Origin of the sequence: Pseudomonas sp. IT-P260, from assembly GCF_949768395.1 — a bacterium.
Taxonomy (GTDB): domain Bacteria; phylum Pseudomonadota; class Gammaproteobacteria; order Pseudomonadales; family Pseudomonadaceae; genus Aquipseudomonas; species Aquipseudomonas parakoreensis.
Map to the genome: position 1 here is coordinate 137,228 of NZ_CATKPO010000044.1, position 17,032 is coordinate 154,259.

Here is a 17,032-nt window from a genome sequence, read left to right on the forward strand (position 1 = left end):
CTGATGTCATGGCCGGGCGTTCGCCGTCATGACTGTGGCGCGAGCCAGGTGTCGACGACCCGCCGATCCAGTTCTTCCCAATAAGCCATGCCCAGCACCCGTGTGGTGTTCAGCCCGCGCAGATAGCCACGCAACTGATTGGCCGTATCGCGTTTGAGCTGCACATCGGTGATGTCCTTGTCCAGCAACACGTTTTCGTACTGCACCAGGTATTCCGCCACCCGCTCGCGAAAGTCGGGCAAAACCGCGTCGCGGATCAGGTCAAAGGTTCTCAAAGCGGCGTCCTCACTGTTGTTTTAGTCATTAGAGATGAGCATGGATCAAACTTTATCGTCAGTAACTATCGCTAGAAGTAATAGTGACCATCACGAAACGCAAGTTCAGCTTTGCAGGCAATAGGCGGAAAATTGCCTTCATTGAAAACGCAGCTCAAGGAAATTGCGCGATGAAGACACTGACCCGACTGGCGCTGACCGCTCTGCTGATGAGCGGCATGGTAGCCACGGCACCGTCTTACGCAGACGACGCTTGTGCGTGTCATCTTCAGCCAATCGCCGGCAGCAGCGCGACATTGCAACATTCACAGACCGTGGGTGTGCTGTACAGCGAAAACACCCGGGAAAACCTGCAATACCTGACGCGCTACCACGACATGGCGTTGCACGGCGCCAAGGACGCGCTGGATTCGCGAATTCGTGCAGCCTTTGTCAGCAGTTCCGACCCGGAACTGGCCATCGATTGGTTGCTCAGCTCGCTGCAGCGTCATTTTTCGTCGGTGACGGTTTACGACAGCCTTGATGCGCTGATTCAGGCACACCCGGACATCGTGGTGAAACTCGACACCTTCAACCGCTTGCTGACCCAGCAAAACAGCCTGTACGAAGCGCATTTCATCGCGCGTTTCTACGATGTCGACCTGCAATACATCGGCAAGGCCGAGGGCTCGGTGGAGAAACAGATTCCGTCGGTCTGGGTACACGACAAAGCGGCGCAGGAGATTGCCGCGCAGATCCAGCAACAACGTGATCTGCAACTCAATGCCTTGAAGCAGTTCGATGCCTCGCTCAAGGCGCTGGTGGCTTCCAGCTGAACACTCAAAATCAAAAGGGCGGCGGCGGCGCCGTCACGCTGAACCGCTGCCGGATGAACCGGACTTTTATTTTCAGGATTACACCGATGCGTACTTTTTTTGCCCCGACCCTGGCTGTTGCCTCCTTGCTGCTCGCCGGTTGCGCCTCCGCACCAAACGACCCGACGCTGACCTTGCAGACCCGCAAGACCCCGGCGCAATACGCCGATTGCGTGGTGCCCAAACTGCAGAGCAGTGCGCTGAACCCGACCGTCTCGCAGACCCAGCGCAGCTACCGGATCGTGGTGCCGAGCAAGGTGTCGGCAGACAACGTGCTGGAAGCCTACAAGGCCGGCAACGGCGGCAAAGTGTTCATCTATGAGCGCCACTTGCTGGCTTCCAATTTCCTGCCTTCCAGTTTTGAACGCGCTGCCCAGGATTGCATCTGACCCGGCCGCGCAAACCGTTCTGACCGAGCTCCTTTGGTTGGCCGCAACCAACCAATACTTTGCCCCGCACCTCATTCGGTTGCGGGGCTTTTTTTGCCTGACGTTGGCTGCGGTGGCGACGTCGACAATTTTTGAACGCTTGCCCGGCGTCGTCAGCTTCTTGCACCGTCATATTCAAATATGGTTGTATAGTACAACTAAATTTCAGCGGTGATGTGTCATGAGTATCCCAGCAGCCTTGATCGAAGAAATCCGTACAGCGTCGCGCACGATGGTGCGTGAGTTCGGTTTCCTGCGCGCCACCCTGGCGGCGACCGACTATTCAGCCTCCGGCGTGCACGCATTGCTGGAAATCGAGGCCGGGGACGGCGTCAGCGCTGCACAACTGGCGCAAAGCCTTGGTCTGGAAAAGTCCAGTGTCAGCCGCATGGTCGGCAAACTGATCAAGGCCGGGGAGATCGAAGAGCGCGCCGCCGAGGACGCCCGGGTCAAGCTGTTGCAGCTGACCGCGCAGGGCCGGCAGACCGTCGCCGACATTCATGCCTACGGCCAGGCCCAGGTCAGCAAGGCACTGGACACGCTCAATCCGTCGCAGCAACAGAGCGTGGCGCAGGGCCTTTCAACCTACGCGCATGCGCTCAAGACCATCCGTCTGGGCGCCGACCAGCCACTCACGCCGAACCTGCACATCAGCGCCGGCTATCGCCCCGGGCTGATCGGCCGCGTGGCGCAAATGCATGCGGATTATTATTCGCGGCATTCCGGTTTCGGCGCGATCTTTGAAAGCCGTGTCGCCCGTGAAACGGCGGAGTTTGTCGGACGCCTCGATCAGCCCTGCAACCAGATCTGGGTAGCCACGCTTGATGAGCGCATCGTCGGCTCCATCGCAATCGACGGGCAGGATCTGGGTAACAATCAGGCGCATCTGCGCTGGTTCATCCTCGACGACGGCTGCCGCGGCAGTGGCGTCGGTCGGCAACTGCTGAGCGCGGCGGTGGAGTTTTGCGATCAGCACGGCTTTGACGCGATTCAGCTCTGGACCTTCAAGGGCCTCGACGCCGCGCGCCGACTGTACGAAGCGGCCGGGTTCGAACTGACGATGGAAGAGCAGGGCAGCCAGTGGGGCAGCGTGGTCACGGAACAACAGTTCACCCGTGCAGCCGCCTCACGTTGAAGGTTGATTCAGCGTCATCACGCAGGCGCTGAATGTGTCCGCCAATCAGGCTTCCTGCGCCTTGGCGCTGGCAATCGAAAACGCCTTCGGCAGGCTGGCGCCATTCTTCGCGGCCAGGATCTCGGCCATCACGCTGACGGCGATCTCCGCCGGTGTCTTGCTGCCAATGTAGATGCCGATCGGCCCGTGCAGGCGCTCAAGTGATGCCTGGGTCTCACCAAAATGCTCGATCAGCCGTTCGCGGCGCAGTTGGCTATTGCGCCGCGAACCGATGGCGCCGATGTAAAACGCCGGGCTGTGAAGAGCTTCGAGCAGCGCCAGATCGTCGAGTCGCGGATCATGGCTCAAGGCGACGATGCAGGTGCGCAGATCGACCGCGAAGTCGCGCACCACGTCATCCGGCATACCGATGATCCGCTCCACGCCGTTCACCGCCCAGGTTTCGATGTATTCCGCACGCGGGTCGCACACCGCGACCTTGAAGCCGTTGAACAGCGCCATGGTCGCCAGATACTCGGCCAGCGCGCCGGCACCGATCATCAGCAGCCGATACCCCGGCCCGAGGGTATTGAGCATCTGTTGGCCGTCGAAACTGAATTGCTCCGGGGTGGCCGTGGCTTGCAGTGTGACGCGACCGCTATCCAGTGCCAGGCAGCGGCGCACCAGTTGCCCGGTATCCAGTTGCAGCAGCAGTTGGTCCAGCACCTGCCATGAGGGATTGAACTCGAGAATCAGCTCAAGCGTGCCGCCACAGGGCAAACCGAAACGATGCGCCTCGTCGGCGCTGACGCCGTAGCGCACCACCTCGGGCGCACTGTCCTTGAGGCCGCTGCCGCCGTGCGCGGTGGTGTAGCGCTGGATCAGGTCGTCCTCGATGCAGCCGCCGGACACGCTGCCGACCACGCGTCCGTCGTTACGCAAAGCCATCATCGACCCTGTCGGGCGCGGCGAAGAGCCCCATGTGCGCGCCACCGTGGCGAGCAACACCTGCTCGCCGGCGGCGAGCCAGTCCCGCGCGGTGCGCAGGACCAGCAAGTCGATGCTTTCCATCAAACGTTCCTCTAACGCATTTGCAGGATGATCGGGCTGCTGCTCGCCGGATCGGTACGTTCACGCAGCTTGTTGACGGCCTGCGCTTCAATGGCAGCGCCCTGATTGCCCCAGGTGCTGCGCATGAAGGTCAGCACTTCGGCGATCTCTTGATCCGACAACTGCTCGCGGAAGGCCGGCATGCGATAGGCGTCCGGTACTCCGGCGGCCACCACCCGTTGCGAACCGTTGAGGGTGATGTTGATCGCGGAGGCACTTTCCTTGGCCAGTGCCGAGGTGGCGCCGGCCAGCGGCGGCATCCATTCGGACTGGCCCTTGCCGTCCAAACCGTGGCACGAAGCACAGCGCGTGACGTAGGTATGAGCACCGGGCGCGTCCAGACGTTCCGTCGCCGAAACCGTTTGGTACTGCCATGGCTGGCCGTCGCGCTGACGGTCCCCGGGCAATGACTTGAGATAACGGGCAATCGCGGTCAGATCGTCATCGCTCATGAACTGCGTGGAGTTGTTGAACGCCTCGGTCATCGAGCCGTAAACCACTGCATGTTTGTTGCGCCCGGTCTTGAGGAACTGCACGATCTCCGGCTCACTCCAGCGGCCCAGGCCGGTATTGTGATCATCACGCAGGCTCGGCGCATACCAGCCATCGAGCAAGGCGCCGGCGAGGTACGGCGAGGCGTATTCATCCAGGGCCTTCTCGTTGAACGCCAGACCGCGCGGCGTATGGCAACTGCCGCAGTGCCCGGCGCCTTGCACGAGATAAGCGCCGCGATTCCACACGGCATCCTGCGACGGTTTGGCCACGTAAGGTTCGGTATCGGCAAACACACCGTTCCACAACGCAATCGGCCAGCGCAGGTTCAACGGAAAAGGAATCGCACTCGGGATATTCGCCTGCTTGACCGGTGCCACGCCTTTCATGAAAAACGCGTACAGCGCTCGCACATCGTCGTCACTGAGCTTGGCGTAGGACGGGTAGGGCATCGCCGGGTACAGACGACGGCTTTCAGGTGCCACGCCGTGGCGCACCGCACGGTCAAAGTCCGCCAGGCTGTAGCGACCGATGCCGGTTTCCGGCTCCGGGGTGATGTTGGTCGCGTGGATCGCGCCCAGTGGTGTGGCCATTTCCAGACCGCCAGCGAACGGCGCACCGCCCGGCACGCTGTGGCACGCCACGCAATCGCTGAGTCGGGCGACGTATTCGCCACGAGCGACCAGCGCCGGGTCGATATCGGCCACGGCGGTGTGGTTGTTTTCAAGGCGCGAGACAGGCTCGCGGGTGACATACCAGGCCAGCAGGCCTGCCGCGACCAGGCACGGCACTGCCAGCCAGCCTGCGGTTCTTGCGAATCGGCTGTTGTTCATGGACGCTCCGGCGCTGATCAAGTGAAGGTGTGGCGGCTCATGGGCAGGCTGCGCACACGTTGCCCGGTCAGCGTTGCCACCGCATTGGCGACGGCGGGCGCGACAGCGGGCAACGGTGGTTCACCGATGCCGCCCATTTTTTCCCCGCTCTCGACCACACGCACGTGGACCCGGGCCATCCGCGCAGGCGGCAGGATCGGATACAAGTCGTAGTTGCGCGCGCGCGGTTTGCCATCAATCCATACGGCTTCCTCCACCAGGGTCTGCGACAGGCCCAGCGCCACCGCGCCGTTGACCTGCGCTTCGACAATCGCCGGATTGACGATGCTGCCGGGGTCGATTGCCTGCCAGATGTCGTGCACCTTGACCTGACCGTGCTCGATGGAGACCTCGGCGATCACCGCCGTCTGGGTACCGAACGGCGACGCCATCGCCACGCCTCGCGCACGTTTGCTGCCGTCCGCCGCGGTAAACGGCCCACGCTTCCAGCCACCCGACAGCTCGCCCACGGCTTGCAGCAGGGTGGTCAGTCGCGGGTTGTCGCGCAGCAGATGCAGGCGCAATTCGAACGGGTCCTTGCCACCCTTGTCAGCCAGTTCGTCAAGGAACGATTCATAGAAGAAGTCGTTGAGCGAATTGCCCACCGAACGCCAGTAACCGAGCATCGCCGGGCCTTTGGCGTAGATCTGCGCGATGCGCTTGTTGGGGATTGCATAGGACTTGCCCGACAAGCCTTCAAGCGCCGTCGGGTCGAGCTTCTCACCCTGTTTGCCGGCCAGCGCCTCGGTCGGTCCTTCGGTGGCGCTGATCGCTTCGATTGCCAGCGGCCAGCCGTCGTTGTCCAGCGCGGCGCGGAAATTCACGGCGGCCACGGGACGCAGCACATCGCGCAGAAACTCTTCCTCGCGACTCCAGATCAGTTTGACCGGGCGGCCAACCGCTTTCGATAACTCGATTGCCTGCGGGTAGGGACTGGCGGCATCGTAAAGGAAATGCCGACCGAAGAAGCCCCCGAGCAATGGCGAATGCAAGGTGATGCGCGACGGGTCCAGCCCGGTGCGTTTGGCGATGTCGGCACGGAACATGTCCGGCGCCTGATTCGGCAGCCAGACTTCCAGCGAACCGTCGGGATTGAATCGGGCCAGCGCCGACGGCGGCTCCAGTTGTCCGTGGTTCAAGTACTGGTTGTGGTAAGTGGCGTCAATCCGGGTCTTGGCGCTGGCCAGAACTGCAGCCACGTCGCCCTCATTTTCATCATCCCTGGCCGGGCCTTTGTCGTCAGCCAGGCGTTTGAGCCAGGCATCACTGGAAAAGTCTGCGGGCATCGGCCGAACTTTGCTGTCGGCGGTTGGCTCTTGCCAGTCGACCTGTATTGCTTCCACTGCACGTTTGGCGTGCCACCAACGCTCGGCGACCACCGCCACGGCACCCGGCAGACGATGCACGGAATGCACGCCTTTCATCGCCTTGACCTGCTCTTCGTTGCGCAAATTGCCCACGGTCATGCCCAAACGCGGGGCATGCTGAACGGCGGCATGCAGCATGTCGTCGACCTTCAGGTCGATGCTGTACAGCGCCTTGCCGGTGGACTTGTCGTAGGCATCGACGCGCTTCACCGGTTTGCCGATCCAGCGGAACTGGCTCGGATCACGCAGTTGCACCGAGGCCGGATCGGGAACCGGCAGATCCATGGCGTGCTCGGCCAGTTCGCCGTAGGCCAGCGAGCGACCCGACCTGGCGTGCACGACTTTGCCGGGTTCGGTACTCAGCTCGCTGACCGGCACCCCAAGTTTCTGCGCACCGGCCTGCAGCAGCATGGCGCGGGCGAGGGCGCCGAGGCGGCGCATCACCGGGTAACTCATGCGCACCGACATGCTGCCGCCGGTGATGCGCATGCCGTTTTCCATCACCACATAGGCTTCGCCGGGTGGCGCGGCTTCGACCAGAAAAGTCGCCGGGTCGGCATCCAGTTCTTCACCGACGATCTGCGCCATCGCGGTGAACGTACCTTGTCCGCCTTCCATGAACGGGCAGAGCAGGCGCACGCGGTTGTCCGGGCGGATTTCCAGAAACGCCGGCACCTGCGTGCCACGCTCGGCAGTTGCGGCGGCCACTGCCGCTTGCACGCGCGTCGTGCCCAGCGGAAGGCCGAAGCCGAGCACCAGTGCGCCGACGGCGGTGCCGGCCAGGAAACGTCTGCGCGACACGTTGATCGGCTCGTGCAGAGCCAGTGCTGATACTTCCTGAGCAGGATCGATACGCACGTTCATCAGGCGTCTCCCTTGCCGGCCAGCTCATGCACGGCGGCATGAATAGCGTTGTACGTGCCGCAGCGGCACAGGTTGACCATCGCCGCCTCGATCTGCGCATCACTCGGCTTGGGGTTCTGCTTGAGCAGCGCCGTGGCGGCCATCACCTGCCCGGACTGGCAGTACCCGCACTGGGCGACCTGCAGATCAACCCAGGTCGAGACCACCCGTTTGCCGACGTCATCGGCCTCGATCGCCTCAATGGTGGTGACCTCGCGACCGACCACACCGGCCACCGGCGTGACGCACGAGCGCACCACGTTGCCGTCCACCAGCACGGAGCAGGCGCCGCATTGCGCCAGGCCACAGCCGTATTTGGTGCCGGTCATGCCCAGATCATCGCGGATCACCCACAGCAGGGGCGTATCGGCGTCGGCATCGACCTGATAGGTTTTCTGGTTGATTCGTAGTTCCATGGTTCACCCGCTCGATCATCGGTTGACGTGCATTTTTTTAAGCGGTGAAACGCGGCGTGGCGCCTCACCGGTAACGCGTGTTCTTTTGCTCAACTGGCCGTATTGCCCAGTGCTTCTGCGGCGAAGGGGTCGCCACGCAATAGTGCGATGTCCCGACTGGGTGCGGTGCCGTACAGGCGTGCGTATTCGCGGCTGAACTGCGAGGGACTTTCATAGCCGACCGCAAACGCCGCTCGCGAAACGTCCAGACGCTCCATCAACATCAGCCGGCGCGCCTCGTTCAGTCGCAGCCACTTCTGGTACTGCAGCGGGCTCATGCCGGTGAGTTGGCGGAAGTGATGGTGAAAGGTCGGTGCGCTCATCTGCACCCGCGCCGCCAGCTCATCGATGCGCAGCGCCGCGGTGTAGTTGACCTTGAGCCAGTCGATGGCTTTGGCGATGCGATAACCCTGGCCATCGACGGCTGTGATCTGCCGCAGCCGCGCACCTTGATCGGTATGGAGCAACCGATAGTGGATTTCCCGCAGCACCAGCGGCGCCAGCACCGGAATCGCCTCAGGCTCGTCGAGCAAGGCCAGCAGGCGTTCGAGCGCACCTTCCAGCGCGGTCGACATGCTGCCAATGCCAGCGCCCGCGTTCATCGACGGCTGCCGTTTCGCAGGCAAGCCACCTTTACTGAGGATCTCGGCGAGCATGCCGACATCCAGTTTCAGCACCAGCCCGACACAGGGCAGCTCGGGGCTGGCTGCCAGCACTTCGGAATTGGCGGGCAGATCCAGTGAAGTGACCAGAAATCGCGAAGGGTCGTAGCGGTAACCCTCACCGCCGACCCACAAACGCTTTTCCCCACGGCCCACCAGAATCAGGCTCGGCTCGATCATGCACACGCTCGGTGGCGCCGGCTGATCGCGACGAAACAGCGACAGGCCGGGTATCGACGTGGCGAAGTCACCCGCTACGCTCACGCGCGAGTCAATGTTCAACGCCAAAGGTGATTCGTGGCGCAGCGGGGTAGGGATCATGTCGGGCAACTCCTGTTGAACGAACTCTAATCCGCTGCACAGGCGATTCCTATACACCACCCTGCATCCTCAGAGGATCAGGCAAGCATTCAAGAGGAATGCACTAGGGCAGAGGTGAATCGACCGGGAGAATGTGTCAAACCATTACGGGAGAGACGCGATTCGACAACGCGATCCTCGCACCGTGAAAACAGTTCGTCCGGGCCATCGCCCGGACGCCTCTCGCCATACAGGTAGTTCCAATGACTTCCCTTTCTACAGAACAGCGCGGCTGGAGCGCGGTGCTGGCCATGTCGTTGGCCGCCTTCGCTCTGGTCGCTTCAGAATTCATGCCGGTCAGTCTGCTGACGCCGATTGCCGCGGAACTGCAGATTAGCGAAGGCCAGGCCGGGCAGGGGATTTCCGTGTCCGGTGCATTCGCCCTGATGACCAGCCTGGTGATTGCAGCGGTCGCTGCTCGGGTCGAGCGCAAGAAACTGCTGTTGGGGCTGACCTTGCTGATGATCGTCTCGGGCACGGTGGTCGCGTTCGCGCCGGGCTATCCGTCGTTCATGTTCGGGCGGGCCTTGATCGGCATCGCGATCGGCGGTTTCTGGTCGTTGTCAGCGGCAACCGCGATGCGTCTGGTGCCGCCTGACCAAGTGTCCCGGGCACTGGCGATCGTCAACGGCGGTAACGCGCTGGCGACGGTAATCGCCGCTCCGGCGGGGAGTTTCCTCGGCGCGTTGATAGGTTGGCGCGGCGCATTCTTCTGTGTGGTTCCGGTCGCCGCGCTGGCGGCCATATGGCTGCTGATCAGTCTGCCGTCCTTCAAGCTTGAGCGTCAGGCCGGTCGCGGCAACGCCCTGCGGCTGATGAAGCAATGGCCGGTCGCTTTGGGGATGGTCGCTGTCAGCGTATTTTTCATGGGGCAATTCATGCTGTTCACCTACCTGCGGCCCTTTCTGGAGGGGGTCACCGGGGTCAGCGTCTCAACCCTTTCCCTAATGTTGCTGGGGCTGGGGCTTGCCGGTTTCATCGGGACCTTTGTGATCGAAAGTTTCCTCGGCACTGGCTTGTACCGCACGCTGACGGTTATCCCGCTGATAATGGCGCTCATCGCCCTGGCGCTGGTCAACTTTGGCGCATCGCCGCTTCTGACTGCGGTGCTGCTCGGACTCTGGGGACTGGTCGCCACGGCGGCTCCCGTGGGCTGGTGGACATGGCTGGCGCAGACGCTTCCGGAGGATGCCGAAGCCGGCGGAGGCTTGCTCGTGGCCATCGTGCAACTGGCAATCGCCGGAGGGGCCATCGTCGGTGGCCTGGCGTTTGATCTGAGCGGTTATAAAGCCACCTTCGAGCTGAGCGCGGCGGTGTTAGTGATTGCGTCGGTGCTCGCTTGGTGCGCCGGTCGCAGTGCGACTGAAGTTCATCTGGTCGAGTCGAACGCGGCCGGCTGACGAGGGGCACGTTGTCATTTGAGCGTAACGACGACCTTGCCCTTGGCGCGCCCCTGCTCGACGTACTTCAACGCCTCTGCCGTCGAGGCAAACGAGAAGCTTCGGTCAATCACCGGTCGGATGATTGCCTCCTCGACCAGCGTGGCGATTTTTTGCAGTTGTGCACCATTGGCCCGCATGAAGACGAACGTGTAGTTGACCGCCTGCTTGCGCGCCTTGCGCCGGATACCGAAGCTCAACAGGCGCATGACCTGTTGCAATGGCCAGGACAAGCCTTGTTCTTGTGCGAACTGTGCGGTGGGCGGTCCCGAGATGGAAATGAGTTGGCCGCCGGGCTTCAGGACCTTGAGTGATTTTTGCAAAACGTCCGGGCCAAGGCTGTTCAACACCACGTCGTAGTCGTGCAGGACGCTTTCGAAGTCTTGCTGTTTGTAGTCGATGACCAGATCGGCCCCCAGTGCCTTGACCCATTCGACGTTCGCGGTGCTGGTGGTCGTGGCGACGAAGGCGCCGAGGTGTCTGGCCAACTGGATGGCAATGCTGCCAACCCCACCGGATCCCGCGTGAATCAGTACTTTCTGACCCTTTTTCAGTTGTGCGGTTTCGATCAGTACTTGCCACGCCGTCAACGCTACCAAGGGCAGGGACGCGGCTTGTGCCATGCTGGTATTGGCAGGTTTTCGTGCGACCGCGTTTTCGTCCACGGCGATCCATTCGGCGAACGTTCCGATCCGCGTTTCCGGCGGGCGAGCGTAAACCTCGTCTCCCGGTTTGAACTGCGTCACCTGTGAGCCAACCTCAACCACCACACCCGCCAGATCATTGCCCAGTATCAGCGGTAATGCATAGGGCAGAATCAGCTTGAACTCGCCACTGCTGATCTTCGAATCCAGCACATTGACGCTGCTGGCGTGTACCTCGATCAAGACATCACGGGCACCCACCACAGGGGCAGACGCTTCGCCAATGCGCCCGGTGTTCTTTCCATAGCGATCAATCAGAAATGCTTTCATCGTAGTGCGGCTCTTGGCGGTTGTAAGGAGGGTAGCTGGCGCGTTGCGGTGTTGCTGCGCCGTGTCGTCAGGCGTCGAGGAATGCCTGGGCCTTGGCGACAAAATCAACGCAGTGCTGGAAAATCCCGCCGTGGCCGGCATCCTCATAAATCACCAGTTGTGCGTTGGGAATGCGCTTGGCCAGCGCCATCGAGTTGACGCTGGGCACCATGATGTCGCTGTCGCCGTTAACGATAAGCGTGGGTATGCGCAAGCGTCCGAGGTCTTGCGGCGGCTGTTGGCCCCACGCGGTGATCGCTTTCAACTGGCGCAGAAAAGCGCTCGGTGTCGGGCCTTTGTCGCGATTGTTTTTGCGTGTTTTCAGGCGTCGCAGATACTGCGACGCAGATCGACGGCCATTGGCTGTCGAGGTGAAGAACAGGTAGACCTTGGGATCGCGCAAGGTCAGCAAGCCTTTGAGGATCAATGGCCACGTCACCGCACCGACTCTGTCGATGCCGTCGCCACCGGCCGGACCGGTACCGGTCAGAATCAACCGACGCACCCGATCAGGCGCCTTCAGGGCAATATCCTGAGCAACGAAGCCGCCGAGCGAGAATCCCAGTACATCAACGGTTTCCAGCCCCAGCGCCCGGATCAACTGAATGGCATCGTCAGCCATTTCACCGACAGTCAGTGGCGCGGCTCCACCAGAGCCGCCAATACCGCGATAGTCAGTGGTAATGACCCGTCGGGTTCGTGCCAGGCCATCAATGATCGCGGGATCGAAGTTGTCCAGCACGGCGCCCCAATGGTTGAACAGCACCAGCGGCACGCCGATCGCGGGGCCGATGTCGCGGTAAGCGAAGCGAACGCCGTTGACCGTGATCGACTGGTTCGCCGCGTTGCTGAATGGCGTCGACGCGCCAGTGTGGTTATTTGCCAGGATTTGATTCATTTCTGCTCCGGATCGCGGGCCGGATTCGATGCAGTGACTTGCGCCTGCATCGAATCCGCCGCGCGTGTTTGCTACCAGACAATCACTGTGGGTCCAGGTAGCGCTGGGCAACCGCAGACTGACGGATTTGCCCGATCAGGCCCTGACGTGCGCCTTGCAGATCATTCCAGCGTTGCGCTTCGTGCAGCGGCGGGATGGTTACCGGTTCGCGGCGATCGAAGCCGACCAGAGCGGCATCCACCAGATCGCCCACTTCCATGATGTCACTCAAGGTGTTGATGTCGATGCCGGAGCGATCCCAGATCTCCGTACGGGTGGCGGCGGGGAGTACGGCTTGCACGTAGACGCCCTGAGGTGACAGTTCCAGGCTCAGTCCCTGGGACAGGAACAGGACGAAGGCCTTGGTCGCACCGTAGACGGTCATGCCGAACTCCGGCGCCAGGCCCACCACCGAACCGACGTTGATGATCGCGCCGTCACCGGCCTTGACCAGACGTGGAGCGATGGCGCTGGCCAGGCGCACCAGCGCGGTGGTGTTGAGGGCGACCAGTTGCGCAACGCTGTCGGCGCTTTGGTCGATGAAGTTACCGGAGAGGGCGGCGCCGGCGTTATTGATGAGGATGCCGATACGGGCGTCGTCGCGCAGGCGGCTTTCAACGGTGCTCAGATCAGCGACTTGGGTCAGGTCCGCCGGGATTACATCGACGGTGACATCGTGTTCGCTGCGCAAACGAGCTGCAAGTGCGTCCAGGCGTGCCTGGTCGCGGGCGACCAGAACCAGATCATGGCCGCGTTGCGCGAAGCGCTCGGCGTAGACCGCGCCAATGCCGGTGGAGGCGCCAGTGATCAGAACAGTAGGGCGAGTGCTCATGGGGGATCTCTCTTTCAGGATGTGAGAAACAGAACGCGCTCAGTTGGCGCTGACGCTTGATTCAGCCAGCGTCGGGTAGTCGATGTAGCCCGCCGCACCGCCGCCATAGAGGGTGGCGGGATCGAACGCGGACAACGGCGCGCCCTGCTTGAGGCGCTCCACCAGATCCGGATTGCCAATGAACGGGCGACCGAAGGCGATCAGGTCGGCCTGGTCTTCGGCGAGCTTCGAGGTCGCCAGGTCCAGGTCATAGCCGTTATTGGCGATGTAGGTGTTTTTGAAGCGCTGGCGCAGTGCGCCGAAGTCGAAGGGCGCCACGTCGCGCGGGCCACCGGTCGCACCTTCGACCACGTGCAGATAAACCACCCCAAGGGCATCGAGTTGCTCGGCGACGTAATCGAATTGCGCCTGCGGATCGCTGCTGGAGACGCCGTTGGCCGGCGACACCGGAGACAGGCGCACACCGGTGCGATTGGCGCCGATTTCATCAACGACGGCCGCCGTCACTTCAAGCAACAGACGCGCCCGGTTTTCAATCGAGCCGCCATACGCATCGGTACGCAGGTTGGCGCTGTCCCTGAGGAATTGATCGAGCAAATAGCCGTTCGCGCCGTGAATTTCCACGCCATCGAACCCGGCGGTAATCGCGTTTGCCGCAGCCTGGCGAAAATCGGAAACGATCCCCGGCAGTTCACTGGTCTCCAGCGCGCGCGGCGCCGAGACATCTTCAAAGCGATTGTTGACGAAGACTTTGGTGGCAGCGCGTAGTGCAGAAGGGGCCACGGGGGCGGCGCCGTTTTCTTGCAGATCAACGTGCGACACGCGGCCGACATGCCACAGTTGCAGAAAGATTTTTCCGCCCTTGGCATGGACTGCATCGGTCACCTGGCGCCAACCGTCAATCTGCGCCGGCGTGTAGATTCCCGGGGTGTCCTGATAGCCCTGACCTTGTCGGGAAATCTGCGTGGCTTCACTGATCAGCAAACCTGCGCTGGCCCGTTGGCTGTAATAGGTGGCTGCGAACTCGCTGGGTACAAAGCCTGCGCCTGCACGGTTGCGAGTCAGCGGTGCGAGGACGACGCGGTTCGACAGCGTCAGGTCGCCAAGTGTGTAAGGGGTGAACAGGGTCTGGTTGCTCATCTGGTATTTCTTCCGTGCCCGTTGGAGAAGTCGCTGTGCCTGCAATTAGGATGATGATCGAAATCTAAACTGTCAACGGTTTTGATTATGACCAGCATCTATGTATGATTGGCGCAAGCATTCCCAATGAACACGAGGTACTGCACGTGCGAGTAACCAAGGCCCAGGCGCAGGCCAATCGAGAACATATCGTCGAGACCGCCTCCGAGCTGTTCCGTGAGCGCGGCTTTGACGGCGTCGGTGTGGCGGATCTCATGGCGGCTGCCGGTTTCACCCACGGTGGTTTTTACAAGCATTTCGGCTCCAAGGCCGACCTGATGGCTGAAGCCGCTTCCTGCAGTCTTGCCAAGTCGCTGGCAGGTGCCGGAGCGCTCGACGTGCCTGGTTTCATCGATGTCTATGTGACGAGAGAACATCGCGACGGACGTGGCAGCGGTTGCACCATGGCCGCGCTGTGTGGCGACGCGGCGCGTCAATCGGATGATGTGAAAGCGACGTTTGCTGAAGGGATCGAGCGCACCTTGCAGACCCTCGGAGACAAATATCCGACCGGGCCGGACCTCGTGGAGGGCGAGGGGAGAAAGAAAATGATCGACCTGCTGTCGCGGGCTGTCGGCGCGATTGTGCTGTCGCGCGCCTGTCCGGATGATTCCGCCCTGGCCGACGAGATTCTTGAGGTGTGCCGCGCGGAGATGCTGGCTTCGTTGCCGGTTGACGAAGAGGTGGTCTGAGGCGGTGCTCGCTCAGTAAACCCAGTACAAAATCGCCCGTCGATCAGCGGCCAACCAACGGCACGACACTCAAAAAAGGCGCCGTCAAATCGCAGATTGACGGCGCCTCCTGCTCAGATCCAGACGTCGTTGTCAGCCGTGCGCTCGCCACCTTCGTGCCCGGTGTTACGCACACCCTGAGGCTCGATCATCATCAGGCGCGCTTCTCCCTCCGCTGCCGTCCGATGTTCGATCCCGCGCGGCACGACATACAGCTCACCCGGTTCGACGTATACGCTGCCATGGGGCAGGTCGATCCGCAGCGTGCCCTCGATCACAATAAAGGCCTCATCTGTTTCCGGGTGGGAGTGCCAGATGAACTCACCTTCGATACGAACCACTTTGAACTGGTAGTCATTCATTTCGGCGACCACACGGGGGCTCCACTGCTGATCGATCAGCGCGGATTTCTGCGCCAGATTGATGGCGTGCAGTGCTGGTACTTTGCTGGTATGTGGCATGACAAATCCTCTATCAGACAGGAGTCGTCAGCCTAGCGAAGGGGTTATTGGCGATGCTTGTACGATCCTGCAAGTTGCCTTTGCCCCAGGACGCGTTCCAGCCAACGCGACGGAGATACCCCATAAGTGCGGGTGAAGTGCCGGGTCATATGACTTTGGTCGTGAAAACCCGCAGCCAGTGCGGCATCCACCAGCGAGAATCGGTCAAGCAGCAGCGTGCGCAATATATCCAGGCGACGCAGGGTCACGAAGCGATAGGGGCTGGTGCCAAACAGCACTCTGAAGTCCCGAGAGAGGCTCCATCTTTCACGACCGCTGGCGCGCTCCAGCATTTCCAGCGTAATGCTCTGGTGCAGGTGAGCCATGATGAATTCCCTTGCGCGCTCGGCTGCCGGGTAATCGAGCAGTTTGCGCCCGCGAGGTTTGCCCGCCACGGCGCGCAGGGCCATTGCCAGATCAAACAGGGCGTCCTGTTCTTCCAGCGGATCAAGTGAGTAATCCATCGTCTGCACGAACGCTTCACTGGCGCGATACAGGCGCGGGTCGCTGGACAGACCGCCGACGATGAAGGGTAGCGGTTCACCCTTCAACACCTGCTGAATCAAAGCCGGATCGATATAGGCCATTCGATAGCGAAACCCCGCTTCGGTCCCGGCCATGCCATCGTGCAGTTCATCAGGATGCAGGAGCAAGGTGTTACCCGGTAAGCCGTGGCGCAGGCTGCCCTTGTAGTGAAAGCTTTGCACGCCAGAGAGGGTGCGACCGATCGAGTAAGTATCGTGCCGATGTGGGTGGTAGCCATGGCCGCCAAACCGGGCTTCGATACGTTCTATCCGCCCCGGCTGTGTGCTGCGCACTACCCAATCGGAATCTGGATCTGGTCTGGACTGTTCCATGGTTTCACTGTCTCTGAGAGAAGCCTGCTGCGAGCGATGATAGCCAAGCTGATCGAAAGCAGGGTGTCACCGTTGCCCTCGCGTATTTTGCGCCAGACGCTCACGCCAGTTGCCACCGTGCGTGCGTTGGCATGCCTCCTCGGAGTCGAAATACACTTTGCGCTCTGATGCGGGCAGGTCGATATCGGCCTCCCTCAGCGCAGTGGCCGTCAGTTCGAAGATCCGCGCTTTGGCTTGTGTGAGGGCGAGATGTTTGTCGGCCTCAGTATCGAACACCCAGATCACTTTCAGGGTTGCCGCCAACGCGTTCAGGTCAGCGGTGTGAGTCAGCCAGGTGAAGCCTTTGATTTCGCTTTTTGCGCTTTCACACGCGTCGGTGAGCGTGGCAATCACGCGCCGCTCGATCCGCGCCAGTTCTCGTTTTCCAACAGGCATTGCAGATCCTTATACGACAGTGGTGGTGTGGTCTCACTGTAATTGCTGAGGTTAACAAATCCTCATGTCCAACCCGAATTTCCTGTGGGAGCGAGCTTGCTCGCGAAAGCGGTAGGTCTGTGATGTCAGTGTTGACTGACCTGGCGCCTTCGCGAGCAAGCTCGCTCCCACAAAGGTTGCTGTGAACCGGGATGCCCCTGTCCAGCACAAATCTTTG

At 61.5% G+C, this 17,032-nt stretch carries 18 protein-coding genes; 5 read left to right on the forward strand and 13 right to left on the reverse strand.

All coding sequences use genetic code 11. The features are described 5' to 3' along the window. Nucleotides 1–26: 26 nt before the first annotated feature. Nucleotides 27–275 (reverse strand): hypothetical protein, encoded by a 249-nt coding sequence (locus ACM6HV_RS26650; protein ID WP_047294879.1) that lies wholly within the window; start codon nt 273–275, stop codon nt 27–29. A gap of 170 nt (nt 276–445) precedes the next feature. On the opposite strand from ACM6HV_RS26650, the gene ACM6HV_RS26655 reads away from it, so the two are divergent. The 3 genes from ACM6HV_RS26655 (at nt 446) to ACM6HV_RS26665 (ending at nt 2,692) form a co-directional block, all read left to right on the forward strand. Continuing rightward, entirely contained in the window at nt 446–1,090 is a 645-nt protein-coding gene (locus ACM6HV_RS26655; protein WP_414905697.1) for an ATPase, read from the forward strand. An 86-nt stretch (nt 1,091–1,176) separates the two neighbouring features. Continuing rightward, nucleotides 1,177–1,518, forward strand: coding sequence for a hypothetical protein (locus ACM6HV_RS26660; protein ID WP_041062700.1), 342 nt, complete (start codon nt 1,177–1,179; stop codon nt 1,516–1,518). Between the two features lie 220 nt (nt 1,519–1,738). Then, the gene (locus ACM6HV_RS26665; protein WP_414905698.1) at nt 1,739–2,692 is read left to right on the forward strand and encodes a bifunctional helix-turn-helix transcriptional regulator/GNAT family N-acetyltransferase; all 954 of its coding nucleotides are present in this window, start codon (nt 1,739–1,741) and stop codon (nt 2,690–2,692) included. Nucleotides 2,693–2,737: 45 nt separating this feature from the next. Here ACM6HV_RS26665 and ACM6HV_RS26670 read toward each other — a convergent pair whose 3' ends face one another. The 5 genes from ACM6HV_RS26670 to ACM6HV_RS26690 all read right to left on the reverse strand — a co-directional run bounded on the left by ACM6HV_RS26670 (nt 2,738) and on the right by ACM6HV_RS26690 (nt 8,853). Then, complete coding sequence (locus ACM6HV_RS26670; RefSeq protein ID WP_145596906.1) at nt 2,738–3,742, reverse strand: XdhC family protein; 1,005 nt, start codon at nt 3,740–3,742, stop codon at nt 2,738–2,740. A gap of 11 nt (nt 3,743–3,753) precedes the next feature. Continuing rightward, the gene (locus ACM6HV_RS26675) at nt 3,754–5,106 is read right to left on the reverse strand and encodes a c-type cytochrome (RefSeq protein ID WP_414905699.1); all 1,353 of its coding nucleotides are present in this window, start codon (nt 5,104–5,106) and stop codon (nt 3,754–3,756) included. A 17-nt stretch (nt 5,107–5,123) separates the two neighbouring features. Next, nucleotides 5,124–7,376, reverse strand: a complete 2,253-nt coding sequence (locus ACM6HV_RS26680; RefSeq protein WP_414905700.1) for a molybdopterin cofactor-binding domain-containing protein — start codon at nt 7,374–7,376, stop codon at nt 5,124–5,126. Further along, nucleotides 7,376–7,831 (reverse strand): (2Fe-2S)-binding protein, encoded by a 456-nt coding sequence (locus tag ACM6HV_RS26685; protein WP_027613020.1) that lies wholly within the window; start codon nt 7,829–7,831, stop codon nt 7,376–7,378. The genes ACM6HV_RS26680 and ACM6HV_RS26685 overlap by 1 nt, the downstream gene beginning before the upstream one ends. 89 nt (nt 7,832–7,920) lie before the next feature. After that, nucleotides 7,921–8,853 (reverse strand): AraC family transcriptional regulator N-terminal domain-containing protein, encoded by a 933-nt coding sequence (locus ACM6HV_RS26690; protein ID WP_414905701.1) that lies wholly within the window; start codon nt 8,851–8,853, stop codon nt 7,921–7,923. A 242-nt stretch (nt 8,854–9,095) separates the two neighbouring features. Here ACM6HV_RS26690 and ACM6HV_RS26695 point away from each other — a divergent pair, with 242 nt between their 5' ends. After that, nucleotides 9,096–10,292: an MFS transporter gene (locus ACM6HV_RS26695; protein ID WP_414905702.1), complete on the forward strand. Its 1,197-nt coding sequence runs from the start codon at nt 9,096–9,098 to the stop codon at nt 10,290–10,292. A 14-nt stretch (nt 10,293–10,306) separates the two neighbouring features. Here ACM6HV_RS26695 and ACM6HV_RS26700 read toward each other — a convergent pair whose 3' ends face one another. The 4 genes from ACM6HV_RS26700 to ACM6HV_RS26715 form a co-directional block, all read right to left on the reverse strand. Then, a complete protein-coding gene (locus ACM6HV_RS26700) occupies nt 10,307–11,305 on the reverse strand; it encodes an NADP-dependent oxidoreductase (RefSeq protein ID WP_414905703.1) in 999 nt (332 codons plus the stop codon). Nucleotides 11,306–11,372: 67 nt separating this feature from the next. Next, on the reverse strand, nt 11,373–12,242 hold the full coding sequence (locus ACM6HV_RS26705; RefSeq protein ID WP_414905704.1) for an alpha/beta fold hydrolase: 870 nt from the start codon (nt 12,240–12,242) through the stop codon (nt 11,373–11,375). Nucleotides 12,243–12,324: 82 nt separating this feature from the next. Then, on the reverse strand, nt 12,325–13,113 hold the full coding sequence (locus ACM6HV_RS26710; protein WP_414905705.1) for an SDR family NAD(P)-dependent oxidoreductase: 789 nt from the start codon (nt 13,111–13,113) through the stop codon (nt 12,325–12,327). A 39-nt stretch (nt 13,114–13,152) separates the two neighbouring features. Beyond that, nucleotides 13,153–14,253 carry an alkene reductase gene (locus ACM6HV_RS26715; RefSeq protein ID WP_414905706.1) on the reverse strand — a complete coding sequence of 367 codons (1,101 nt, stop codon included), beginning with the start codon at nt 14,251–14,253 and terminating at the stop codon, nt 13,153–13,155. A 146-nt stretch (nt 14,254–14,399) separates the two neighbouring features. On the opposite strand from ACM6HV_RS26715, the gene ACM6HV_RS26720 reads away from it, so the two are divergent. After that, nucleotides 14,400–14,984, forward strand: a complete 585-nt coding sequence (locus tag ACM6HV_RS26720) for a TetR/AcrR family transcriptional regulator (protein WP_414905795.1) — start codon at nt 14,400–14,402, stop codon at nt 14,982–14,984. Between the two features lie 113 nt (nt 14,985–15,097). On the opposite strand, the gene ACM6HV_RS26725 is transcribed toward ACM6HV_RS26720, so the two are convergent. From ACM6HV_RS26725 to ACM6HV_RS26735, 3 genes are all read right to left on the reverse strand, one after another. After that, nucleotides 15,098–15,484 (reverse strand): cupin domain-containing protein, encoded by a 387-nt coding sequence (locus tag ACM6HV_RS26725; protein ID WP_414905707.1) that lies wholly within the window; start codon nt 15,482–15,484, stop codon nt 15,098–15,100. A gap of 44 nt (nt 15,485–15,528) precedes the next feature. Next, nucleotides 15,529–16,380 carry an AraC family transcriptional regulator gene (locus tag ACM6HV_RS26730; protein WP_414905708.1) on the reverse strand — a complete coding sequence of 284 codons (852 nt, stop codon included), beginning with the start codon at nt 16,378–16,380 and terminating at the stop codon, nt 15,529–15,531. A 66-nt stretch (nt 16,381–16,446) separates the two neighbouring features. Further along, the gene (locus ACM6HV_RS26735; protein WP_414905709.1) at nt 16,447–16,815 is read right to left on the reverse strand and encodes a hypothetical protein; all 369 of its coding nucleotides are present in this window, start codon (nt 16,813–16,815) and stop codon (nt 16,447–16,449) included. Between the last annotated feature and the right edge of the window lie 217 nt (nt 16,816–17,032).